Annotated in this window: 22 protein-coding genes; 8 read left to right on the plus strand and 14 right to left on the minus strand. The window is 58.7% G+C overall.

The features are described 5' to 3' along the window. Nucleotides 1–105 precede the first annotated feature (105 nt). The 9 genes from msrQ to mrcB form a co-directional block, all read right to left on the minus strand. Nucleotides 106–726, minus strand: coding sequence for a protein-methionine-sulfoxide reductase heme-binding subunit MsrQ (gene msrQ / locus AC07V4_RS21230; protein ID WP_492638113.1), 621 nt, complete (start codon nt 724–726; stop codon nt 106–108). Next, on the minus strand, nt 726–1,739 hold the full coding sequence (msrP, locus tag AC07V4_RS21235; protein WP_492638114.1) for a protein-methionine-sulfoxide reductase catalytic subunit MsrP: 1,014 nt from the start codon (nt 1,737–1,739) through the stop codon (nt 726–728). The genes msrQ and msrP overlap by 1 nt, the downstream gene beginning before the upstream one ends. 63 nt (nt 1,740–1,802) lie before the next feature. Then, complete coding sequence (pssA, locus tag AC07V4_RS21240) at nt 1,803–2,660, minus strand: CDP-diacylglycerol--serine O-phosphatidyltransferase (protein WP_431752851.1); 858 nt, start codon at nt 2,658–2,660, stop codon at nt 1,803–1,805. Between the two features lie 145 nt (nt 2,661–2,805). Beyond that, nucleotides 2,806–3,822, minus strand: a complete 1,017-nt coding sequence (gene ilvC, locus AC07V4_RS21245) for a ketol-acid reductoisomerase (protein WP_003194132.1) — start codon at nt 3,820–3,822, stop codon at nt 2,806–2,808. Nucleotides 3,823–3,869: 47 nt separating this feature from the next. Next, nucleotides 3,870–4,361: an acetolactate synthase small subunit gene (gene ilvN, locus AC07V4_RS21250; protein WP_003176102.1), complete on the minus strand. Its 492-nt coding sequence runs from the start codon at nt 4,359–4,361 to the stop codon at nt 3,870–3,872. A 2-nt stretch (nt 4,362–4,363) separates the two neighbouring features. Beyond that, nucleotides 4,364–6,088, minus strand: a complete 1,725-nt coding sequence (locus tag AC07V4_RS21255; RefSeq protein ID WP_492638115.1) for an acetolactate synthase 3 large subunit — start codon at nt 6,086–6,088, stop codon at nt 4,364–4,366. A gap of 431 nt (nt 6,089–6,519) precedes the next feature. Continuing rightward, complete coding sequence (locus tag AC07V4_RS21260) at nt 6,520–6,849, minus strand: YqcC family protein (protein ID WP_124527732.1); 330 nt, start codon at nt 6,847–6,849, stop codon at nt 6,520–6,522. Continuing rightward, nucleotides 6,849–7,586: a tetratricopeptide repeat protein gene (locus tag AC07V4_RS21265; protein ID WP_492638116.1), complete on the minus strand. Its 738-nt coding sequence runs from the start codon at nt 7,584–7,586 to the stop codon at nt 6,849–6,851. Before AC07V4_RS21265 ends, AC07V4_RS21260 begins: the two co-directional genes overlap by 1 nt. A 16-nt stretch (nt 7,587–7,602) precedes the next feature. Next, nucleotides 7,603–9,927 carry a penicillin-binding protein 1B gene (mrcB, locus tag AC07V4_RS21270; protein ID WP_492638117.1) on the minus strand — a complete coding sequence of 775 codons (2,325 nt, stop codon included), beginning with the start codon at nt 9,925–9,927 and terminating at the stop codon, nt 7,603–7,605. Nucleotides 9,928–10,045: 118 nt separating this feature from the next. On the opposite strand from mrcB, the gene AC07V4_RS21275 reads away from it, so the two are divergent. The 3 genes from AC07V4_RS21275 (at nt 10,046) to AC07V4_RS21285 (ending at nt 12,516) form a co-directional block, all read left to right on the plus strand. Then, complete coding sequence (locus tag AC07V4_RS21275; RefSeq protein ID WP_492638118.1) at nt 10,046–11,602, plus strand: bifunctional aminoglycoside phosphotransferase/ATP-binding protein; 1,557 nt, start codon at nt 10,046–10,048, stop codon at nt 11,600–11,602. A 93-nt stretch (nt 11,603–11,695) separates the two neighbouring features. Then, entirely contained in the window at nt 11,696–12,040 is a 345-nt protein-coding gene (locus tag AC07V4_RS21280) for a pentapeptide repeat-containing protein (RefSeq protein ID WP_492638119.1), read from the plus strand. A 203-nt stretch (nt 12,041–12,243) separates the two neighbouring features. After that, on the plus strand, nt 12,244–12,516 hold the full coding sequence (locus AC07V4_RS21285) for a TfoX/Sxy family protein (protein WP_016973739.1): 273 nt from the start codon (nt 12,244–12,246) through the stop codon (nt 12,514–12,516). A gap of 243 nt (nt 12,517–12,759) precedes the next feature. Here AC07V4_RS21285 and AC07V4_RS21290 read toward each other — a convergent pair whose 3' ends face one another. From AC07V4_RS21290 to AC07V4_RS21300, 3 genes are read right to left on the minus strand one after another with little or no spacing between them, the layout of a single operon-like run. Beyond that, nucleotides 12,760–13,518 carry a heme ABC transporter ATP-binding protein gene (locus tag AC07V4_RS21290; RefSeq protein ID WP_492638201.1) on the minus strand — a complete coding sequence of 253 codons (759 nt, stop codon included), beginning with the start codon at nt 13,516–13,518 and terminating at the stop codon, nt 12,760–12,762. An 8-nt stretch (nt 13,519–13,526) separates the two neighbouring features. After that, complete coding sequence (locus AC07V4_RS21295; protein WP_431752296.1) at nt 13,527–14,564, minus strand: FecCD family ABC transporter permease; 1,038 nt, start codon at nt 14,562–14,564, stop codon at nt 13,527–13,529. After that, nucleotides 14,561–15,439, minus strand: a complete 879-nt coding sequence (locus AC07V4_RS21300; RefSeq protein WP_492638120.1) for a heme/hemin ABC transporter substrate-binding protein — start codon at nt 15,437–15,439, stop codon at nt 14,561–14,563. The genes AC07V4_RS21295 and AC07V4_RS21300 overlap by 4 nt, the downstream gene beginning before the upstream one ends. A 156-nt stretch (nt 15,440–15,595) precedes the next feature. Between AC07V4_RS21300 and AC07V4_RS21305 the strand changes: the two genes are divergently transcribed. Further along, nucleotides 15,596–15,913: a Rieske (2Fe-2S) protein gene (locus tag AC07V4_RS21305; RefSeq protein ID WP_492638121.1), complete on the plus strand. Its 318-nt coding sequence runs from the start codon at nt 15,596–15,598 to the stop codon at nt 15,911–15,913. On the opposite strand, the gene sfsA is transcribed toward AC07V4_RS21305, so the two are convergent. Together sfsA and AC07V4_RS21315 are read right to left on the minus strand one after the other, a co-directional pair. Then, the gene (gene sfsA / locus AC07V4_RS21310) at nt 15,910–16,623 is read right to left on the minus strand and encodes a DNA/RNA nuclease SfsA (protein ID WP_492638122.1); all 714 of its coding nucleotides are present in this window, start codon (nt 16,621–16,623) and stop codon (nt 15,910–15,912) included. The two genes, AC07V4_RS21305 and sfsA, sit on opposite strands and share 4 nt — an antisense overlap. After that, a complete protein-coding gene (locus AC07V4_RS21315) occupies nt 16,623–17,795 on the minus strand; it encodes a pyridoxal phosphate-dependent aminotransferase (RefSeq protein WP_492638123.1) in 1,173 nt (390 codons plus the stop codon). The genes sfsA and AC07V4_RS21315 overlap by 1 nt, the downstream gene beginning before the upstream one ends. Before the next feature lie 318 nt (nt 17,796–18,113). Between AC07V4_RS21315 and dksA the strand changes: the two genes are divergently transcribed. From dksA to AC07V4_RS21335, 4 genes are all read left to right on the plus strand, one after another. Further along, the gene (dksA, locus tag AC07V4_RS21320; RefSeq protein ID WP_431751799.1) at nt 18,114–18,554 is read left to right on the plus strand and encodes an RNA polymerase-binding protein DksA; all 441 of its coding nucleotides are present in this window, start codon (nt 18,114–18,116) and stop codon (nt 18,552–18,554) included. An 83-nt stretch (nt 18,555–18,637) separates the two neighbouring features. After that, a complete protein-coding gene (gene gluQRS, locus AC07V4_RS21325) occupies nt 18,638–19,525 on the plus strand; it encodes a tRNA glutamyl-Q(34) synthetase GluQRS (protein WP_492638124.1) in 888 nt (295 codons plus the stop codon). 62 nt (nt 19,526–19,587) lie between these two features. Then, nucleotides 19,588–19,764, plus strand: a complete 177-nt coding sequence (locus tag AC07V4_RS21330; RefSeq protein ID WP_003176118.1) for a hypothetical protein — start codon at nt 19,588–19,590, stop codon at nt 19,762–19,764. Beyond that, entirely contained in the window at nt 19,748–22,702 is a 2,955-nt protein-coding gene (locus tag AC07V4_RS21335; protein ID WP_431751801.1) for a sensor histidine kinase, read from the plus strand. Before AC07V4_RS21330 ends, AC07V4_RS21335 begins: the two co-directional genes overlap by 17 nt. The last annotated feature ends 22 nt before the right edge of the window (nt 22,703–22,724 follow it).

A 22,724-nucleotide genomic window follows, 5' to 3' on the forward strand; every position in this document is an offset into this window, starting at 1 on the left:
CTGCCGAAAACATCATAACTCATTGTTTAAAAAGGAGTTTTCCGTTTCGACTGCGCCGGAAGTGGGGCGAATTATAGGCCTCTAGAATCTGCCGTCAACCTTTAATTACGCTTTTGTTGCAGAAGGTGCTTTTTTCGCAATAAGGCGAGGAATCCGACGCATCACTGGAGGTAATCGCAACAACAGAAGCAAGGCACCTATAGAAGCATAGATCGCCCACTCCTTCAGGTCAGCTCGCACGATCCACAGCATATGCAGCAAACCGAGCCCAAGAATCACATACACCAGGCGATGCAGCTTCTTCCAACGGCTGCCCAACCGGCGCTGACTATAGCGATTAGACGTCACCGCCAGCACCAATAAGGAAAGAAACCCCAGAGCCCCTACAATAATGTAGGGCCGCTTACGCAGCTCCACCCCGAATTGCGACCAATCAAGCCCAAGGATAAACACGCAATAAGCTGCCAAGTGCAAAACTACATACGCAAAACACCAGAGCCCCAGTTGTCGGCGGACAGCTATCCACCCCGCCCAACCGCTGAGCTTCTGCATCGGCGTCATGCCCAAGGTGATCAGCAGCAGGATCAACGTCCCAAGCCCCAGCCGATCCATCAGTACTTTCCCTGGATCGGGCCCGAGCACAGAACTCCACGCTTCATACAGCCAAAAGAACGGCCATATTGCCGCCACTATGAAGACGCCAATGCGCCAGGCCGGATAACGCATCAGTAGTTCTTCCGCAGATCGAGACCTGTATAAAGAGACGCGACCTCATCCGAATAGCCGTTGAACATCTGCGTCTCACGCACATTCGGACTGAACAAGCCGCTCGGCAAGCGCCGCTCCCGCGCCTGAGTCCAACGAGGATGATCGACTGTGGGGTTAACGTTTGCGTAGAACCCGTATTCGTTGGCGGCAATACTCTGCCAAGTCGTCTTAGGCTGCTCGGCCACCAGACTGATCCGCACAATGGACTTCACACTCTTGAAACCATACTTCCACGGTACCACCAAGCGCAACGGCGCACCATTCTGGTTAGGCAACTCCCGCCCATACATACCAACAGCAAGGATCGCCAAAGGATTCATCGCCTCATCCAGGCGAAGCCCCTCTATATAGGGCCAATCGATCAAACCAAAACTCGAACGTTGACCCGGCATGCTCTTAGGGTCCTGAAGCGTTTCAAAACGGATGTACTTGGCTTTTGAGGTCGGCTCAACCTGCTTGAGCAAGGCGGCGATCGGAAAGCCGATCCACGGAATAACCATCGACCATGCTTCGACACAACGCAAACGGTAGATCCGCTCTTCCAATTGATAAGGCTTCATGAAGTCCTCCAAGGCATAGCGCCCTGGTTTCGCCACCTCACCATCAATCACCACACTCCAGGGCTCGGTCTTGAGTGAGCCCGCATTCGCTGCCGGGTCGCCCTTGTCGGTACCGAACTCATAGAAATTGTTGTAGTGAGTAGCGTCCTTGAAAGGCGTAATAGCCTCGTCCTTTACCGTAACCGCCTGCCATTTGGTGCCTGGCAGCTTCTCCGTAAACCAGGTCGGCGCCTTGCCAGACTCAACATCGGCATAACGCGAAGCATCATCGGCACTGGCCCAGCGCGGCAAGCTGCTGGCAGCGATACCGGCTAGCGCACCACCGAGCAAGCGACGGCGAGAAAGGTAGAAGGATTCAGGCGTGATATCCGATTCGTGACAATCGGACGCTTTGGACAATTTGATTAGCATGGCAACTCCGCAGCATTGGAGAACTGATGCACCAATAGACTGCGGAGTATGGGGGAAATTACATTAAGACAATGTTTTGTCCCGGCGCAGATGCAGCAAGTACTGAATCGGCCCAGAAGCGGCGTAAACCAGGAAGGCTAGCAGCAGGATACGTGGCGGATCGCTGAACACTACAGCGAACACCAACACCACCACCAGGATCGCCACGAAAGGCACGCGCCCCTTGAGGTCGAACTCCTTGAAGCTGTTGTACTTGATATTGCTGACCATCAACATGCCGGCCGCCGCCACCATCAAGGCCACCAGGAACGACATCTTCGAACCCTGGATACCGTAGTCACTGAATGCCCATACGATACCTGCCACCACTCCCGCAGCAGCAGGACTAGCGAGACCAATAAAGTAACGCTTGTCGGCAGTCCCCACCTGGGTGTTGAAGCGGGCAAGACGCAAGGCTGCACCGGCTACATAGATAAAGGCAACCATCCAGCCGACCTTGCCCATATCACCCAACGCCCATGCAAACGCCAGCAGCGCTGGCGCAACACCGAAGGCCACCATGTCCGACAGCGAGTCGTACTCGGCACCAAACGCGCTCTGGGTATTGGTCATGCGCGCCACACGGCCATCCAGGCCGTCGAGCACCATGGCCACGAAAATCGCGATGGCGGCAAAACCGAAGTACTTGCTCGCACTCGCAGCATCACCCGCAGCCAGGGCACTTTGGGCGCTCATGGAGTTGATGATGGAATAGAACCCGGCAAACAGGTTCGCCGTGGTGAACAGGTTGGGCAGAAGATAGATGCCACGATGCCGGACCTTGCGGCCTTCCGCGTCATGCCCTTCTTCGACATGCTCATCGATCGGCAGCAGGCTTTCGGCGTCAGAGGCCTGGTTTGGCTCTTCGGGACGTTCGCTCATGGACTTTACCTTGCAACGGTGTGAAAAAATTCGACAACTACTTGCGGCGCGTGTTCGCCCGCAAACGATGCAGCTTTATACCAGAACCCGCCCTTCCAAACGAAAAAACGCGGCCTAGGCCGCGTTTTCTCTTGAGACGTACGACTTAGTTCTTGGCTTTGTCGACGATCTTGTTGGCACCGATCCACGGCATCATGGAGCGCAGTTGCTCGCCGATGACTTCGATACCGTGAGCAGCGTTGTTACGACGCTTGGCGGTCATCGAAGGGTAGCCGGTTGCACCTTCGCTGATGAACATTTTGGCGTACTCACCATCCTGAATACGTTTCAGGGCATTGCGCATGGCCTGACGGGACTCGGCGTTGATCACTTCCGGACCAGTCACGTACTCGCCATATTCGGCGTTGTTAGAGATCGAGTAGTTCATGTTGGCGATACCGCCTTCGTACATGAGGTCAACGATCAGTTTCAGTTCGTGCAGGCATTCGAAATAGGCCATTTCCGGCGCGTAGCCAGCTTCAACCAGTGTCTCGAAACCGGCTTTCACCAGCTCAACGGTACCGCCGCACAGAACGGCTTGTTCGCCGAACAGGTCGGTTTCGGTCTCGTCCTTGAAGGTGGTTTCGATGATGCCGGTACGACCGCCACCCACGCCAGCAGCGTAGGACAAGGCGACGTTCTTGGCGTTGCCCGAGGCGTCCTGGTAGATCGCGATCAGGTCAGGGATACCACCGCCTTTGACGAACTCGGAACGCACGGTGTGGCCCGGTGCTTTCGGCGCGATCATGATCACGTCGAGGTCAGCGCGCGGCACAACCTGGTTGTAGTGGATCGCGAAGCCGTGGGAGAAGGCCAGGGTGGCGCCCTTCTTGATGTTCGGCTCGATTTCGTTCTTGTACAGCGAGGACTGGAACTCGTCCGGGGTCAGGATCATGACCAGGTCGGCAGCCGCAACAGCGGAAGCAACGTCAGTCACTTTCAGGCCGTGGGCTTCAGCCTTGGCAACAGTGGCCGAACCTTTACGCAGGCCGACAGTCACGTCAACGCCGGAATCTTTCAGGTTGCAAGCTTGTGCGTGCCCCTGGGAGCCGTAGCCGATGATGGCGACTTTCTTGCCCTGGATGATCGACAGGTCACAATCTTTATCGTAATAAACTTTCATGAGGTTCCTCTATATATCCAGGCCGTAAGGCCATTCGCTAATTTGGGTTAGATGCTGAGTACTTTGTCGCCACGGGCAATCCCGGTGACACCACTGCGTACCGTTTCCAGAATCGAGGCCGTCCCGATCGACTGGATGAAGCTGTCCAGCTTGTCGCTCGTACCGGTCAGTTGAACGGTATAAACGCTGGCGCTCACATCGACGATCTGCCCACGATAAATGTCGGTGGTCCGTTTGATCTCGGCACGTTGGGCACCCGTGGCCTTGACCTTAACCAGCATCAGCTCACGCTCGATGTGGGCACTTTCCGACAGGTCGACCAGCTTGACCACTTCGATCAGCTTGTTGAGGTTCTTGGTGATCTGCTCGATCACCTCATCGTGACCCACAGTGGTCAACGTCAGGCGCGACAGGGTCGGGTCTTCGGTCGGAGCCACGGTCAGGCTTTCGATGTTGTAGTTGCGTTGCGAAAACAGGCCGACAACACGAGACAGAGCGCCGGGTTCGTTCTCCAGAAGCAGGGAGATAATGTGCCGCATGATTAAGTACGCTCCGTCTTGTTCAGCCACATGTCACGCATAGAGCCGTCTTTGATTTGCATCGGGTAGACGTGCTCGCTGGTATCCACCTGAATATCGATGAACACCAGGCGATCCTTCATGGCGAACGCTTCTTCCATTTTCGGCTTCAGATCTTTCAAATCGGTGATACGAATGCCGACGTGGCCATAGGCTTCAACCAATTTTACGAAATCCGGCAGCGATTCCATGTAGGAATGGGAGTGACGGCTGTTGTAGCTCATGTCCTGCCACTGACGAACCATGCCCAGTACGCCGTTGTTCAGGCAGACGATCTTCACCGGAAGGCCGTACTGCAAGCAGGTCGACAATTCCTGGATGTTCATCTGGATGCTGCCTTCACCGGTCACGCATGCAACGTCGGTGTCCGGGAAGCTCAGCTTCACACCCATGGCCGCCGGGAAACCAAAGCCCATCGTGCCCAGGCCACCGGAGTTGATCCAGCGGTTTGGCTTGTCGAACTTGTAGTACTGCGCGGCGAACATCTGGTGCTGGCCCACGTCGGAGGTTACAAAGGCGTCGCCCTTGGTCACTTCGCACAGGGTTTCGATCACGGTTTGTGGCTTGATGACGCTGCCGTCGCCCTTGTCATAAGGGAACAGGCCACGGTCACCGCGCCATTCGTCGATCTGCTTCCACCAGCTGGCAACGGATTCCTTGTTCGGCGTTTCGCCGATGTCCTTCAGCGCAGCAACCATTTCGGTCAGCACGCTTTCCACAGGACCTACGATCGGCACATCGGCCTTGATGGTCTTGGAGATGGACGCCGGGTCGATGTCGATGTGGATGATCTTGGCATTCGGGCAGAACTTGCTCGGGCCGTTGATCACGCGGTCATCGAAACGTGCACCGACTGCCAGGATCACGTCGGCGTGGTGCATGGCCAGGTTGGCGGTGTAGCTGCCGTGCATACCCAGCATGCCGACGAACTGACGGTCGGTGCCCGGGAATGCGCCAAGGCCCATCAGGGTGTTGGTCACCGGCAGGTTGAGCAACTTGGCCAGTTCGGTCAACGGTGCGGAACCGCCGCCCAGAATCACGCCACCGCCCGAGTACAGCACAGGGCGCTTGGCCGCCAGGAGCATTTCTGCCGCCTTGCGGATTTGCCCCGAGTGCCCACGAACGGCCGGGCTGTAGGAACGCAGCTTGGCTTTCTTCGGGAAGACGTATTCGAATTTTTCCGCCGGGTTGGTCATGTCTTTCGGGATATCAACCACCACAGGACCCGGGCGACCGGACTGTGCAAGGTAGAACGCCTTTTTCATGACTTCCGGGATTTCCGACGCATGCTTGATCATGAAGCTGTGTTTCACGATCGGCCGGGAGATACCGATCATGTCGGTTTCCTGGAATGCGTCGGTGCCCACCATGGTGCTTGGCACCTGGCCGGAAATGATCACCATCGGGATGGAGTCCATATACGCAGTCGCGATGCCAGTAATGGCATTGGTTGCGCCTGGGCCGGACGTTACCAGTACCACACCGGCTTTACCGGTGGCACGGGCATAACCGTCAGCCATATGGGTCGCGGCCTGTTCGTGGCGAACCAGGATGTGATTAACAGCCGGTTCCTTGAACAGCGCGTCGTAGACATGCAGCAGAGCACCACCTGGGTACCCGTAGATATAGTCGACGCCTTCGTCACGCAAAAAGCGGACGAGCATCTCACCACCAGATAAAAGCTCCACGTTGTTCACCTCTAAAACGCCAGAATACCGTCCGTTGAAAACCGACGGGTCTTAATAGGTTTACTTCTCAACAGAGCATGAGCGACGGTGGTCGCCGACTACGTCAGCACTGACTGAGCAAGTATTGGGATCGTCCCAAGTGTTGCGGGCTTTTCCCACCCAGCGCGAGGTAACGCGTTGCGGGTGTTACAGGTCGGCGCGGATATGCGCCTCATGATCTGCCGAGCGGGCCTGCTTCTGGCAGTCCCGATACAGCGGACTTTGGATTCTTCTGTTTCAGCCTCTTCAAGTCAAGTAATAATTGCGCTTTTTTCCAACTAAGCGCACGAGAACGTAGAAGAAAGGGGTTTGAGGAGGGATAAAACTCGCCTGAATGTCGTCACGCGGTAGAAATGTGCGCAAGACTGCCGGAAAACCCGGCAGTCAGGCAATTAACGAGCGTCGACGATCAATTGGTCGAACTTTTTCAGCGCGTTACGCAAGCCAAGGCTCTCTCGCGGACGGTCGGCATACACCATTTCCGCCATTTCCAGGATCCCCGACGCATTCGGCAACGGCAGGTCCTGTTCGAGGATCTGCTTCATGCGCGCCAGGAAGATCCATTGCAGCCACTGGTGAAAGTCCAGGGTATCGACCGAAAAGGGCTCGACACTGCTGAGCGCCTCGACGCCGGGGGACACCTCGTCCCACCAGCCCTGCACACGCAGCTCGCGCTCAATCAGCAATAACTGTTCGGCAATCGCGGGGAAACGCACATCCATCAGAGGCTGACCTTGGCTTTCTGCCGTGCCTGGGCAGCGCCGGCGGCATCACCCTGAGCGGCACGCGCATCACCAATCAAGGCCCACAGGTTCGCCTGCAAGTCGGGCCGACCATTGGCCAAGGTCAGGCCACGGCGGGCGAACTGCTCGGCTTGCGGTGCATCACCCTGTGCCATGCGCACTTGAGCGAGTCGATACAGCACTTGCGGCTCACGAGGTGCGACACGCTGTGCACGTTCAAGGCTCGACGATGCACCGTTCAAGTCGCCACCGGCCTGCTGTTGCTGGGCGGTGGTTAGTAAAGCCAGGACCGGACCGTCCAGTTGCTCGTCAGCCGACAGGCCGCCAGCATTCGAAGTCGACGGAATCCCGCTCGGGGTCGACGGCGGCATGTTGTAAGTGCCCTGGTTGATCGGTGCTGCCTGGATCGGTGTGGAATCAATTGGACCCGAAGTGCTCGGCCCAGGTCTCCACGGCTCGGCGCTGATCGGTGCCGACGTAGCAGCACCCGCGCCCGGCACCATAACCACCACACCCGAATCCTGCGGCATGGCTTGAGGCTTGGCTTGTGCAGGACGGTTAGTCACGGTCTGACGGAAGCCGCCAGTGGCCGAAATCCGGTCGTTGCTGGAAACAGTCGTGCTCGAATCCACCACGGGAATCGAACCGCGCTGCACACTGGAGCAACCGTTGAGCAAAGCCAGAGCTGTAATAGCTGGAATCCACCACTTGTTCACTTGAAACCCTCTTTGCTTAATTCATCCAGCCCTTGACCCAATCCATCACCGATTCCGCATCAGCCGGGGCACTGCCACCGCACGCGGCGCCGGGTGGTGGCTCGCTGCCGCGAATATACGGCATCTGTACCGCGCCCGGACAGTTGGCATCGGAACCTTGGCCGGTATGCGGATTAATCCACGCCTGCACGATGTTGTCTGGCTGCGGCATGTTCAGCGGCAGTGGGTCGGCCTTACGCATGAAGCTGGTCCAGACCTGCAATGCACCGGTGGCACCGGTGAACGGCGTCTTGCCGTTGTCATCGCGACCCAGCCACACCACCGCCAGCACATCCTGGCCGAACCCGGCGAACCAGCTGTCACGCGAGTCGTTACTAGTACCGGTCTTGCCCGCCAGCGTCAGGTTGGACGGCAATACGCTGTAGACCGAGCGCCCGGTACCTTCACGCATCACGCGCTGCATGGCGTTCTGGATCAGGTAGATGGAGCCCGCATCGAAGCGTTGCTGAATCTGAAACGGATAGCGTTTGAGCGGCTCACCCTCGGCGGTCAGCACACTGCGAATGCCGCGCATCGGCGTATTGAAACCACCGTTGGCTAGCGTCTGGTACATCGTGGCCACTTCCATCGGGGTCATCGCACCGGCACCCAGCAGCATCGAAGGGAACGCCGGGAACTCACGACTGATGCCCAGGCGCCCCAGGGTTTTCAGCACGTTCAGCACGCCCACCTCAAGCCCAAGGCGCGAGGTGGAAATGTTGTAGGAGTGCGCCAACCCCTGATACAGGAACACCGTACCGTGGGAGCGACGGTCGAAGTTCTGCGGGGTCCACACTTGGCCATCAGCACCTTTGACCGACAGCGGGTCATCCGACAGCCAACTGGTCAGGGTGTATTTGCTCGGTTTCTCCAATGCTGTCAGGTAAACCGCAGGCTTGACCAGCGAGCCAATCGGCCGCACAGCGTCCAGCGCACGGTTGAAACCGGCAAAACTGGCTTGGCGGCTGCCGATCATGGCTTGGACTTCACCCGTTTCCGGGTTGGTCACGACCATGGCGGCTTCCACTTCATCAGAGCCCTTGCGGCCCGTCAGACGCTTGAAGGTGTCGTTGACGGACGCTTCAGCCTTCATCTGCAGAATCGGGTCGAAACTGGTGAAGATCCGCAAGCCTTCTTCGGTCAAGTCTTCGTCGCGATAGTCTTCACGCAGTTGGCGCTTGACCAGGTCGATAAAGCCCGGGAAAGAGCTGTCGGCCAGCTTGCCGCGGGTGGTTACGCCCAGTGGCATTTTTTTCGCTGCGGCCACTTGTTCGGCAGTGGCGACACCCTGTTGCTCCAACACATCGAGCACCAGATTACGGCGTTCAAGGGCGCGCTCCGGGTTGCGACGCGGGTTGTAATAGGACGGCCCTTTGACCATCCCCACCAGCAACGCGACTTGATGCAGTTTCAACTCAGACAACGGTTGGCCAAAGAAGAACTGACTGGCCAGGCCAAACCCGTGCACCGCACGCTGCCCATCCTGACCGACGAATACCTCGTTCAGGTAGGCCTCAAGAATTTCCTGCTTGCTGTAATGCAGTTCCAGCAACATCGCCATCATGGCTTCGGTGAGCTTGCGGGTCAGGCTGCGCTCGTTGGTCAGGTAGAAGTTCTTGACCAATTGTTGCGTGAGCGTACTGCCACCCTGAGTCATCTTGCCGCCAGACGTGTTGACCCAGATGGCCCGGGCGATCGACTTCGGCGACACGCCCCAGTGGCTGTAGAAATCACGGTCTTCTACGGCAACCAGGGTTTCCAGCAGGTAAGGCGGCACCTGATCGAGCTTGATCAGGATGCGATCCTCAAGATTTTTCGGGTAAATACCGCCGATCAGGAGTGGTTCCAGGCGAACCACTGGCAACTTCGAGCCATTGAGCGACGAAAGCTCGGCGACATAGTCGCCGGAGAAGCGCACGCGGACAGGCTGGGCTTTTTCCAGGCCCTCATAGAACTGGAAGCCGCGGGTATTCAGGTCGACGGTGTTACCGCTGACAGCTGCCGCCCCCGGGCCGTTGCTCACAGGTTCGCGGCGATAGCCCAGCGCGTCGAGCTCAGTGAGGAAGTCATCCTTGCTCAGCTTCTGGCCGGTGAACAACTCCAACGGGCGTGCGTACACCTTGGCCGGAATGGTCCAGCGCTTGCCGGAGAATTTCTCCTGGACCACAGCGTCGAGGTACACCGCAAAGCCGGCAAGTACCACAAGGCCTACCAGACTGAGCTTGAGCGCCCAGCCCAACCAGGGACGCAGGCCACGGGAAGGAGGTTTTTTACGGGAACGGGGAGATCGGGTTCGAGTCATGGCGGCGGATTATACGCACTTTATTGATGATCAACATGAGCCGGACAGCGGTTTGCACGACCGGCCGTAGCCGCCATAATGCCCGCCATGATTTCCCCCAGACTTTGAAGGATCGCCCGTGAGCCAGTTCCTGATCGCAGCCCTGCAAAACCCGGCTTTATACCCTCACCCGGTTGAAGCGTTTCAAGTCATCGAGACCCATATTTCCTGGGTGATCCTGACCGGTCCTTATGCTTACAAACTGAAGAAACCGATGAACTTCGGTTTTCTGAACTTTACAAATCTGGACGATCGCGGCCACTTCTGTAAGGAAGAACTGCGCCTCAACCAGCGCCTGACCGAAGATCTGTATCTTGAAGTGTTGCCGATCACCGGCACTGCCGAAGCCCCGCAATTGGGCGGCGCAGGCCCGGTGATCGAGTACGCGCTGAAAATGCGCCAGTTCCCGCAAAGCCAGATGCTCAGCACCTTGCAGGCGAACGGCGAGCTGACCAGCGCGCACATCGATGAAATGGCCAAGCAAATCGCACACTTCCACCTCAGCGCACCGGAGGTTCCTCAAAGCCATGCTGCCGGCACCCCAGATGAGGTTATGGCGCCAGTACGCCAGAACTTCGAACAGATCCGCCCGTTCCTCAGCGACAAGGCCGACCTGATTCAACTGGAGGCACTGCAAGCCTGGGCCGAAAGCAGCTTTGAACGCCTCAAGCCGCTGCTGGCACAACGCAAGCGCGATGGCTTCACCCGCGAATGCCACGGTGACATCCATTTGGGTAATGCCACCTTGATCAATGGCAAGGTCGTGATCTTCGACTGCATCGAGTTCAACGAACCGTTCCGCTTCACCGACGTGTACGCCGACACCGGTTTCCTGGCCATGGACCTGGAAGACCGCGGTCTCAAATCCCTGGCTCGACGCTTCATCAGCCAATATCTGGAATTGACTGGCGATTATCAGGGCCTTGAAGTACTGAACTTCTACAAAGCCTACCGCGCACTGGTGCGCGCCAAGGTTGCGCTGTTCAGCATGCCGAGCGAAGCCGACCCCGTGCAACGTGCCACCACTCTGCGTCAGTACCGTAATTACGCCAACCTGGCGGAGAGCTACAGCACCATTCCGTCGCGCTTCCTGGCGATTACCCATGGTGTTTCGGCAGTGGGTAAAAGCCACGTCGCCATGCGCCTGGTTGAAGCACTGGGTGCCGTGCGCCTGCGCTCGGATGTGGAACGCAAGCGCCTGTTTGGTGAGCAAAAGGTCGAGAACACGCCGCAGGCCGGCATTTATAGCCACGACGCCAGTGCTGCGACTTACGCGCGCCTGAACGAAATTGCCAGCACCATTCTGCGCGCCGGCTTCCCAGTTGTGCTGGATGCCACATTCCTGAAACGCGAACAACGTGACGCAGCAGCCAAGATTGCCGAGGCCACGGGCGCTCCCTTCCTGATCCTGGATTGCAATGCACCGCAAGCCGTTATCGCCAGTTGGTTGGCGCAACGTCAGGCAGATAAAAACGACCCGTCTGACGCGACACTTACCGTTATAGAAGAGCAGCAAGCCCACCGCGACCCGCTGACTGCCGAAGAGCAGCTCTTGAGCAAGCGTGTAGAAACTAACGAAAGCGGAACGCTCGACGCACTCGTGGCGCACATTCGCCAACGCCTGCCCGGCCTGTAAGAAATATTTCTTGGTCGTGTCACCGATCTACGGTGCACGGCCAAGCAATAGTAGCACTATAATGGCGTCATAATTCCAACAGGAGTCGCCATCATGAGTCATCCCAAACTTCTTGATACTCCGCTCTACGCCCTCCTACATAAAGACGACATCCGCGGCTTCAACCAGGAACGTCCTAAAGATGGCGCCATCGACATGCGCGGTGGCGACTTCCGAGGGCTGGACCTGCGCGACCTGAATGCCACGGGCGTGGACTTCACCGACGCCTATTTCCGTTCCGCCGACCTGCGTGGCCTGGATTTGCGCGACTGCTCACTGGAAGGTGCCAGCCTGGCCCATGCACAGATTTCCGGCACCTACTTTCCACCCGAGTTGACTGCTGACGAGATCCTGATGTCCGTCAACTTCGGCACCCGCCTTCGCTACCGCACCAAGTAGCACCGCCCTCCAAGCTCCGGCCCGGCTTCAAATGCGCCGGGCAGTCCTCGCCTGCTTGTCGCTAAAATATCTGCGTCACTCTTATAGCTTTTCAGCCGTTTCTGACCAAAGAACCACGCTTTTCCTACTGAGCGCTACACTCCTTTTCAGGCTTGCCTGGTCACGATACCCACCGCACCATTCGGCCGTCGCAAGGAGGCTTGATGAACGATGAGCTGCAACACCTGAAAAACCTTGGCAAGACGTCAGCGCAGTGGCTGCATGCGGTGGGCATCCACAGTGCTTCCGACTTGCGCCGCCTGGGGGCGGTTGATGCCTACCGAGCCGTGAGGACCCGCGGTTTCCGGGCATCAAAAGTACTGTTGTATGCGATTGAAGGGGCATTGATGGATGTGCATTGGAACGACATTCCAACGGAGCGTAAAGAGGCATTGAACCGTCAGCTGGATGCGATTTCAGCGCGCCAGAAAAATTAGATTTGCTACAAAACCCAATGTTTACAGGCGTTCCAAACATTCGTTTGAGAAAACTCGAAAGGTTGTAAAAACAAACGTTGACTCTCAAATGAGAATCGTTATGATTATCACAACTGGTCGCGAGATCAGCCGATAACTGAAAGACCCTTGGTTCGGACTCTCAGATTATCTCCTCATCAGGCTAATCACGGTTATTTGACCCGGCTCTTGCCGGGTCTTTTTTTACCTGTAATAAAGCTGCTCTCAGCGCGCAATAATCAACGGATGCCCGAGCTCGGGATGCGGTTGAACCAGTACATCCAGACCAAAGACTTCCTTGAGCAACGCTGGTTGCAACACATTCGACGGTGTATCCAAGGCATGTGGGCGGCCGTTTTCCAGTAACAAAATACGATCGCAATAGCGGGCCGCCAGATTCAGATCATGCAGAATCACCAAGACTGCCGCCCCTCGGTCGGCAAAACGACGGATAGCCTGCAACGTCGTGTGTTGATGCAGTGGGTCCAGCATCGAAGTCGGCTCATCCAGCAGCAAGGTCTGCCCTGCTTCGCCCGGCCATAGCTGCGCCAACACCCGCGCCAGGTGCACACGTTGGCGCTCGCCGCCGGACAAAGCCAAATAACTACGACCACTCAAATGCCCGACATCCGCCGCCGCCAAGGCAGCCATGATGATTTCATCATCACGCACCCGCCCTGTTTGATGGGGCAAGCGACCCATGCCGACGACCTCTTCGACGCGGAAAGCGAAGTCCAGGGTCGACGTCTGCGGCAACACCGCCAGGCGCTGCGCACGCTGCGAACCGCTCCAGTGCGCCAACGCCTGTTGATCCAGCCGGACGTCGCCCTGATCCGGATGCAGCTCTGCGCACAACGCACCGAGCAAGGTACTCTTGCCAGCACCATTAGGCCCCAACACACCGAGCACTTCGCCCGGCAACAGGTCCAGCGTGATATCCGTCAATACAGTCTTGCGACCGCGCCGAATCTGCAGCCCTTCCACACGCAGCATCAGGCACGCCCCCGCAACAACAGATATAGAAAGAACGGTGCGCCAATGAACGCAGTCACAATGCCGATCGGCAGCTCCGCCGGCGCCAGAGCCAGGCGCGCCACCAAGTCGGCAAACAGCAGCAGACTTGCGCCTGCCAGCACAGACGCCGGCAACAGCACCCGATGATCCGGGCCCGCCAACAGCCGCACCAGATGCGGCACCACCAGCCCGACAAACCCGATCATCCCTGCCGCCGCCACCGCAGCGCCCACCCCCAACGCCGTGCAGAACACCAATTCGCGCTTGAGCCCTTCGACATCGATCCCCAGGTGATTGGCCTCGGACTCCCCCAATAACAGGGCATTCAACGCCTTGGCCCGACGCGGCAGCCAAAGCGCCACACCCGCACTCACCAGCAGCAACGGCCATAGCCGCGAGTAGCTGGCGCCATTGAGACTGCCCAGATTCCAGAAGGTGAGTGTGCGCAACGTGGCATCGTCCGCCAAATAGGTAAACAGGCCCACTGCAGAACTCGCTAGCGCCGTGAGCGCGATGCCGGCCAGCAACATCGTCGCGACATTGGTCTGGCCATTGCGACGCCCCAATCGATACACCAGCGCGGTAACACCCAAGCCACCAAGAAACGCACACAGTGACAATAAATAAGGCCCGAAAGCCTCCGGCAGCCCGCCAAAAAACGCACCACCGACAATCGCGATCGCCGCGCCCAATGCCGCGCCACTAGACACCCCAACCAACCCGGGATCAGCCAACGGGTTGCGAAACAAACCCTGCATCGCCACACCCGACAACGCCAGCACACCGCCCACCGCCAAGCCCAGTAACGTGCGCGGCAGGCGGATTTGCCCCAGGATCAACTCAGCCTGCTCGAGGCCCTGCGCCTCAATCGGCACGCCCATCAGACGCAACGCGGCCCTGAGCGTATCCAGCAACGGCAGACTGACAGGCCCCAGCGCCAACGAAAGCCAGATCGCCAATACACACAACAGCGACAACCCGACAAACAGCGTCTTCGGCTTTACCAATGTGGTCATGGGGCAGGCTTGGCCTGGGATGGATAGAACCCGGCAGACAGATCAGCCAGGCTATGCGGCAAACGAGGCCCAAGGCCACCGACCAGCAGGGTCGGGTCCACTTCAAACACCCGTCCGGCCTTGGCCGCGGGAGTGGAGGCCAGGATCGGGTTCTCTTTGAACAGGGCCGCACGCGCCGCATCACCGGTCAACGCACGATCGGCAAACACCAGCACGTCAGGGCTCAGACCCGCGAGCGACTCGACCGAAAACGGCTTGTAGCCAGTATGGGTTGCCAGGTTGTGGCCGCCCGCCTGCTGTAACAGCCAATCGGCGGCGGTGTCTTTACCCGCAATCAGCGGCTTGCCGCCTGCGTGGCCCAGCAACAACAGCACACCCGGTGCCTTTTGCGTGGCCTGCGCTTTGGCGACCCAACGCTTCTGCTGCTCAAGAGCCTGTTCATACCCAGTAAACAATTCGTTGGCCTTGGCCTCGCTGCCAAGCAATTTGCCTAGGTGTTGCAGGTTGCCTTTCAAGGTGGGCAAATCCGGCTGGGCCGAGAACATCTCCACCTGCACACCGGCGCCACGGATTTGCGCCAGCACGGGCGGCGGCCCCATTTCCTCGGTACCAACGAGGATTTGCGGACGCAGGCTGAGGATGCCTTCAGCCGACAACTGCCGCTGATAACCTATGCTCGGTAGCGCCTTGAGCGACTCAGGATGCTGGCTAGTGGTATCGACCCCCACCAGCTTCGACTCAGCGCCCAAGGCCGTCACCCATTCCGACAACGCCCCACCGGCACTGACCCAGCGTTGTGGCAGTTCAGAGGCTTGCGCCCCATGGTTGACCAGCAGTGAGGCAACGAGCGCAATAGCACTGGTACTCAGGCGCATAACAGGGTTTCCTTCCAAAGGCAGGGCCACTCAAGTGCTCATCGATGTGACAGATTGCACCTGCCTGGCATCGTAAGGAGCACCCGGTCAGCCGACGGGCGAAGCGGGCATTTGATAATTGTTTGCATTTGAACGTCAAGGCACTTAAGGATTGAAATGAAGTTTGTCTGCTCCTCCGACACCATCGCACCCAACAGCAGCCGCGGCTTTGAGATCGATGGTTACAAACTGTTGGCCGTGCGCCGAGACAGCATTGCCTACTTCTATATCAACCGCTGCCCCCATCGCGGCATTCCACTGGAGTGGCAGCCCGACCAGTTCCTGGACTCCAGCGCCAGCTTGATCCAGTGCGCCACCCACGGCGCGCTGTTTCTGATCGAGAGCGGCGAATGCATCGCCGGCCCCTGTGCCGGTCAAAGCCTCACTCCCCTGCCCGGCCGTGAAGACGAACAAGGCTTATGGGTTGAACTCTAGTCGTCCAGCAGTACATCCAACCGACGGTCGATGTAAATTTCCTCCGGCGTGATGCGCACACCATAGGCCAACACCTCTACGCCCGCGGCTTTGGCCTCACGCAATGCAGCGGCATAACCGGCATCAATTTCCACCGCCGGACGCACCGCCTCGATCCCGGAGAGATTGACGCAATACAGCTGCACCGCCCGCACACCGTCGCGCGCCAAATGCGCCAACTCACGCAGATGCTTGGCGCCACGCTGGGTCACTGCATCGGGAAAGGCTGCCACCACAGAGCCGTCGAAACCCAACGTGACGCTTTTCACCTCGACATAAGCCGCGCCCTGCGGGTACTCCAGGCGAAAGTCGATACGGCTTTTTTCCTGGCCGTAAGGCACCTCTCGCTTCAACGCGGTAAAACCGTTGAGCTCAGTGACGACCCCGGCGCGCAACGCTTCTTCGACCACTGGGTTGGCGCGCGCCGTGTTGACGCATGCCAGTCGGCCTTGAGGCGTTTCGGCGATTTCCCAAGTGCCTGGCAGCTTGCGCTTGGGATCATCGGAACGGCTGAACCAGACCTGCCCGCCCTCCACCATGCAATTGAGCATCGAACCGGTGTTTGGGCAGTGAATGGTCAGTAACTCGCCGCTAACGGTTTCGATATCGGTAAGAAAGCGCTTGTAGCGGCGAATCAGCCGCCCTTGTTCCAGAGGAGGATGAAAGCGCATCAGCCTTGCCAGCTCCGCAGACCACGGGCAATCCGCTCCACCGCCTCTTGCAACCGATCAATGTTCTGCGTGTAGGCAAAACGCACATGATGACCGGCCTGATAGCGGCCGAAATCAAGCCCAGGCGTGAAGGCTACATGTTCGGTCTCAAGGAAATGACGACAGAACGCGAAGGCATCACCGCCGAACGCGCTGATATCGGCATACAAGTAGAAAGCGCCCTCAGGCTCTACAGCAATACCGAACCCCAGCTCGCGTAAAGCGGGCAGCAGAAAGTCGCGACGGCGACCGAATTCGGCACGACGCTCTTCCAGAATGCTCAGGGTCTGTGGGGTAAAACAGGCCAAGGCAGCGTACTGGGCCATGCTTGGCGCACTGATGTAGAGATTTTGCGCCAGTTTCTCCAGCTCCCCGACTGCAGCGGGCGGTGCGACCAGCCAACCCAGGCGCCAGCCGGTCATGCCGAAATACTTGGAAAAACTATTCAGTACAAAGGCATCGTCATCGACTTCCAGCACGCTGGCGGCATCAGTGCCGTAGGTCAGGCCATGATAGATCTCGTCGACCACCAAGTGGCCGTTACGCGCCTTGATTGCACTCGAAAGCCCAGCCAGCTCGTCACGCGTCAGAATTGTACCGGTGGGGTTGGCAGGCGACGCCACCAGTGCACCGACACTGTCGTGATCCCAGTACCTGGCAACCAGGTCAGCGGTCAATTGGTAACGCACCTCCGGACCTACCGGTACCAATTGCGCCGCGCCTTCCACCAGCCGTAGGAAATGCCGGTTGCAGGGGTAGCCAGGGTCAGCCAGCAGCCAGTGCTTGCCCGGGTCCACCAGCAAACTGCTCGCCAGCAGCAACGCGCCAGAGCCACCCGGAGTGATCAGAATGCGCTCAGGGTCGACACTCAGCCCGTAGCGCTGCTGGTAAAAGCCGCTGATTGCTTCACGCAACTCAGGCAAGCCACGCGCCGCGGTATAGCGGGTCTTGCCGTTGGCCAACGCCGCCTGTCCCGCCTGGATGATCGGCTCGGCCGTGGTGAAATCCGGCTCACCGATTTCCAGATGGATCACATCATTGCCGGCCGCCTGCAACTCATTGGCTCGCGCCAGCAATGCCATGACATGAAAAGGTTCGATGGCGCGACTGCGCGCACTATAGGGCTGAGCCATTAGCCTTCCTTAACCGTGAGGACAAAGTTCGGATTCTACCGAACCTGCACGGTAAAACATGTTCTATTGCCTGCTCGGCCACCTGAACGGTCCGGCACACGCGCACAAAACGACTAAAATTAACATTCGAGATGATTCATACCCAGCCACGGCGGGCTGCTGCAGTTTGCAACCCCGGCGCAATGGGCCTCGACAACCGGGAGTGGCGCACCCCGAATCTATCTGGTAAGTTCGCCCGCTTGCAGCCGCAGGGCCGGCAGGTGTCGGTGACGTTGCAATCCTGCGCAATGGATTAGAAGAGTGAGAGGCGGTCTATTCATGTCCACCCAAGCAAAGCAACAGCAGCAAAGCCTCAGCGGCTTCACACCTTACGTCGAAGCGAAGGGTGAGGAGTACATGGGCAAGCCCATGCGCCAGCACTTCACCAAGATCCTGCAGAAGTGGAAGCAGGAATTGATGCAAGAAGTCGACCGCACCGTTGACCACATGAAGGACGAAGCCGCCAACTTCCCGGACCCGGCAGACCGTGCCAGCCAGGAAGAGGAATTCGCTCTCGAACTGCGCGCCCGCGATCGCGAACGCAAGCTGATCAAGAAAATCGACAAGACGTTGCAACTGATCGAAGACGAAGAATACGGCTGGTGCGAAACCTGCGGTGTCGAGATTGGCATTCGTCGCCTGGAAGCCCGTCCTACCGCCGACATGTGCGTGGACTGTAAAAACCTGGCTGAAATCAAAGAAAAGCAGGTCGGCAAGTAATCCTGCCGAGCTGAACGAATGGGGCGTGCAAACGCCCCATTTTTGTTTCTGGCGTTTACCGATTTTCCAGTAGTATCCGGCCCATGACAGCCTCTACCTATATCGGGCGCTTCGCCCCCACGCCCAGCGGCCATTTGCATTTTGGCTCGCTGGTCGCCGCTCTCGCTTCCTACCTCGATGCTCGCGCCAATAACGGCCGCTGGCTGATGCGCGTGGAAGACCTCGACCCACCCCGTGAAGAACCCGGTGCCCAGGCGGCGATTCTGCATGCTCTGGAAAGCTACGGCTTTGAGTGGGATGGCGAACTGGTCCGACAAAGCGAGCGGCATGATGCCTACGCCAAAGTGCTGAACGACATGTTCAATCACGGCCTGGCGTACGCCTGTACCTGCTCACGCAAACAATTGGAGGCCTACAACGGGGTTTACCCAGGCCTGTGCCGCAATGCCGGTCACGATCAGCAGGACGCCGCTATACGCTTGCGTGTTCCAGAGCTGGAGTACCACTTTACCGATCGTGTACAAGGCGAATTCCGACAACACCTGGGCCGCGACGTAGGCGACTTCATCATCCGTCGTCGCGACGGTCTCTACGCCTACCAGTTGGCCGTAGTGCTCGACGATGCGTGGCAAGGCGTGACCGATATCGTGCGCGGTGCCGACTTGCTCGACTCCACACCACGCCAGTTGTATCTGCAAGAGCTGCTGGGCCTGCGCCAACCGCGCTACCTGCATGTGCCGCTGATCATCCAGCCGGACGGTAACAAACTGGGCAAATCCTACCGTTCTCCGCCGTTGACACCCGACCAGGCCACGCCTTTGCTATTGAGGGCATTGCGCGCGCTTGGCCAACAACCCGGCAACGAACTGCTTCACACCACCCCACGGGAACTGCTGGATTGGGGGATTGCACACTGGGATGCCACAAAGATCCCACGCTTACTCACACTGGCTGAAGCGCAATTGAGCTGAAGGCTCTTGCAGCTTGCCAGCCATCCGTTACCATCGCCGCACGTTTTCACACAGAGGCCAACATGTACATCTATCGATTGGTCCTGCTGCTGGTCGTCGGGATCTACCTGTTTTCCCCCGCCATCATGGATTGGTGGATCGACGCCACGGGCGCCTGGTACCGCCCTTATCTGCTGTGGCTGATCCTGATCGTCGTGACCTTCATCCTGCAGAGCCAAAAAGATGCCGATGAGCTTTAGCCTGACCCAGATGCTGCTGATCAGCGCCGCCTACCTGGCTGCGTTGTTCGGTGTCGCCTGGATCAGTGAGCGCGGAATGATTCCGCGGGCGATCATTCGCCATCCACTGACCTACACCTTGTCCCTGGGCGTCTATGCCAGCGCCTGGGCGTTCTACGGCACGGTGGGCCTGGCCTATCAGTACGGGTATGGCTTCCTCTCCAGTTACCTCGGGGTATCCGGGGCTTTCCTGCTGGCGCCCGTGTTGCTGTACCCGATCCTGAAGATCACGCGCACCTACCAGCTGTCGTCCCTGGCGGACCTGTTTGCTTTTCGCTTTCGCAGCACCTGGGCTGGCGCACTCACCACCATCTTCATGCTGATTGGTGTGTTGCCCTTACTGGCCCTGCAAATCCAGGCGGTGGCCGACTCCATCAGCATCCTGACCCGCGAGCCGGTGCAGCACCGTGTCGCCCTGGCCTTCTGTGCGCTGATCACCTTGTTCACGATCTTCTTCGGCTCGAGGCATATTGCCACCCGCGAAAAGCACGAAGGGCTGGTGTTTGCGATTGCCTTCGAATCGGTCATCAAACTGATCGCCATCGGCGGTGTTGGCCTCTATGCACTGTATGGCGTATTCGACGGCCCGCAGCAGTTGGAAATGTGGCTATTGCAAAACCAGACCGCCCTCGCCGCCCTGCACACGCCTTTGCAGGAAGGCCCGTGGCGCACACTGCTGCTGGTGTTCTTCGCCTCGGCAATTGTGATGCCGCACATGTACCACATGACCTTCACCGAAAACCTCAACCCACGTTCACTGGTCAGTGCCAGCTGGGGCCTACCGCTGTTCTTATTGCTGATGAGCCTGGCAGTGCCGCTGATCCTGTGGGCTGGCCTGAAACTGGGAGCCACCACCAACCCGGAATACTTCACCCTTGGCGTCGGCATCGCTGCGAATAACCCGGCCCTGGCGCTACTCGCCTATGTCGGTGGCTTATCAGCAGCCAGCGGCCTGATCATCGTCACCACCCTGGCTCTCTCGGGCATGGCGCTCAACCATCTGGTGCTGCCGCTGTACCAGCCGCCCGCCGAAGGCAATATCTACCGTTGGCTGAAATGGACGCGCCGGGCGCTGATCGTCGCCATCATCATGGCCGGCTATGGTTTCTACCTGCTGCTGGGCGCCGGGCAAGACCTGGCCAACCTCGGCATCGTCGCGTTCGTCGCCACCTTGCAGTTCCTGCCGGGCGTGTTGTCGGTGCTGTACTGGCCGACCGCCAATCGCCGTGGTTTCATCGCCGGCTTGCTGGCTGGCATTCTGGTGTGGATCGTCACCATGTTGCTGCCATTGGTCGGCAACCTGCAGGGCTTCTACATTCCGTTGCTGAACATGATTTACGTACTGGACGACACCAGTTGGCACATGGCGGCAATCGCCTCCCTGGCCGCCAACGTGCTGATGTTCACCCTGATCTCGCTGTTCACCAACGCCAGCCCCGAAGAAACCAGCGCCGCCGAAGCCTGCGCAGTGGACAACGTGCGCCGCCCGCAGCGCCGCGAACTGCACGCCGCCTCGCCCCAGGAATTCGCCACGCAACTGGCCAAGCCGCTAGGCGCCAAGGCGGCCCAGAAAGAAGTCGAACAAGCATTGCGCGATCTCTACCTGCCGTTTGACGAGCGGCGTCCCTATGCGCTGCGTCGCCTGCGTGACCGTATCGAAGCCAACCTCTCCGGCCTGATGGGGCCGAGCGTGTCCCAGGACATGGTGGAAACGTTCTTGCCCTACAAGGCGGGCGGCGAAAACTACGTCACCGAAGACATCCATTTCATCGAAAGCCGGTTGGAGGATTACCACTCACGCCTCACCGGCCTTGCCGCCGAACTCGATGCCCTGCGGCGCTACCACCGCCAAACCCTGCAGGAATTGCCAATGGGCGTGTGTTCGCTGGCCAAGGATCAAGAGATCCTGATGTGGAACAAGGCCATGGAAGAACTCACCGGCATCGCCGCCCAGCGGGTGGTGGGTTCGCGTTTGAATACCCTGGGCGAACCGTGGAAAGAACTGCTGCAAGGCTTCATCAACCTGCCCGACGAACACTTGCACAAGCAACATCTGGCCCTCGACGGCCAGACCCGCTGGCTCAACCTGCACAAAGCTGCGATTGACGAACCCCTCGCCCCCGGCAACAGCGGCCTGGTGCTGCTGGTGGAAGACCTCACCGAAACCCAGATGCTCGAAGACAAGCTGGTGCACTCCGAGCGCCTGGCCAGCATTGGTCGCCTCGCGGCCGGTGTGGCCCACGAAATCGGCAACCCGATCACCGGTATCGCCTGCCTGGCGCAGAACCTGCGGGAAGAGCGCGAAGAAGACGGCGAAATCACCGAGATCAGCGGGCAGATCCTCGAACAGACCAAGCGCGTTTCGCGCATTGTGCAATCGCTGATGAGCTTCGCCCACTCTGGCGCTCATCAGAACCAGGATGAAGCGGTGTGCCTGGCCGAAGTGGCACAGGATGCCATTGGGCTGCTGGCGTTGAACCGGCGCAATTTCGAGGTACAGTTTTTCAATTTGTGCGACCCGGACCACTGGGTCGACGGCGACTCCCAACGCTTGGCGCAGGTGTTGATCAACCTGCTATCCAACGCGCGTGACGCCTCACCGGCCGGCAGCGCGGTACGCGTCAAGAGCGAGGCTTTCGAGCACACGATCGACCTGATCGTGGAGGACGAAGGCAGCGGCATTCCACAGAACATCAAGGACCGGTTGTTCGAACCCTTCTTCACCACCAAGGACCCAGGTGAAGGTACCGGTCTGGGCCTTGCACTGGTCTATTCCATCGTTGAAGAGCATTATGGACAAATCACCATCGACAGCCCGGCTGACCCTGAAAGCCAACGCGGCACCCGTATCCGGGTGACCTTGCCGCGTCATGTCGAAGCGACGTCCGCTGTGAACTGAGACCGTCGAGAGAATTGAATCA

The organism is Pseudomonas sp. GW821-FHT03A09 (assembly GCF_059421065.1).

Coding starts and splice junctions, on each gene's coding strand:
- AC07V4_RS21300 (WP_492638120.1), bottom strand. CDS start 15,439: ATGCGCCTGAGTACCAGTGCTATTGCGCTCGTTGCCTCACTGCTGGTC.
- AC07V4_RS21315 (WP_492638123.1), bottom strand. CDS start 17,795: ATGGCTCAGCCCTATAGTGCGCGCAGTCGCGCCATCGAACCTTTTCAT.
- AC07V4_RS21280 (WP_492638119.1), top strand. CDS start 11,696: ATGAGTCATCCCAAACTTCTTGATACTCCGCTCTACGCCCTCCTACAT.
- AC07V4_RS21260 (WP_124527732.1), bottom strand. CDS start 6,849: ATGGATGTGCGTTTCCCCGCGATTGCCGAACAGTTATTGCTGATTGAG.
- AC07V4_RS21285 (WP_016973739.1), top strand. CDS start 12,244: ATGAACGATGAGCTGCAACACCTGAAAAACCTTGGCAAGACGTCAGCG.
- ilvC (WP_003194132.1), bottom strand. CDS start 3,822: ATGAAAGTTTATTACGATAAAGATTGTGACCTGTCGATCATCCAGGGC.
- AC07V4_RS21305 (WP_492638121.1), top strand. CDS start 15,596: ATGAAGTTTGTCTGCTCCTCCGACACCATCGCACCCAACAGCAGCCGC.
- AC07V4_RS21295 (WP_431752296.1), bottom strand. CDS start 14,564: ATGACCACATTGGTAAAGCCGAAGACGCTGTTTGTCGGGTTGTCGCTG.
- gluQRS (WP_492638124.1), top strand. CDS start 18,638: ATGACAGCCTCTACCTATATCGGGCGCTTCGCCCCCACGCCCAGCGGC.
- dksA (WP_431751799.1), top strand. CDS start 18,114: ATGTCCACCCAAGCAAAGCAACAGCAGCAAAGCCTCAGCGGCTTCACA.
- mrcB (WP_492638117.1), bottom strand. CDS start 9,927: ATGACTCGAACCCGATCTCCCCGTTCCCGTAAAAAACCTCCTTCCCGT.
- msrQ (WP_492638113.1), bottom strand. CDS start 726: ATGCGTTATCCGGCCTGGCGCATTGGCGTCTTCATAGTGGCGGCAATA.
- msrP (WP_492638114.1), bottom strand. CDS start 1,739: ATGCTAATCAAATTGTCCAAAGCGTCCGATTGTCACGAATCGGATATC.
- sfsA (WP_492638122.1), bottom strand. CDS start 16,623: ATGCGCTTTCATCCTCCTCTGGAACAAGGGCGGCTGATTCGCCGCTAC.
- AC07V4_RS21335 (WP_431751801.1), top strand. CDS start 19,748: ATGCCGATGAGCTTTAGCCTGACCCAGATGCTGCTGATCAGCGCCGCC.
- pssA (WP_431752851.1), bottom strand. CDS start 2,660: ATGAGCGAACGTCCCGAAGAGCCAAACCAGGCCTCTGACGCCGAAAGC.
- AC07V4_RS21330 (WP_003176118.1), top strand. CDS start 19,588: ATGTACATCTATCGATTGGTCCTGCTGCTGGTCGTCGGGATCTACCTG.
- ilvN (WP_003176102.1), bottom strand. CDS start 4,361: ATGCGGCACATTATCTCCCTGCTTCTGGAGAACGAACCCGGCGCTCTG.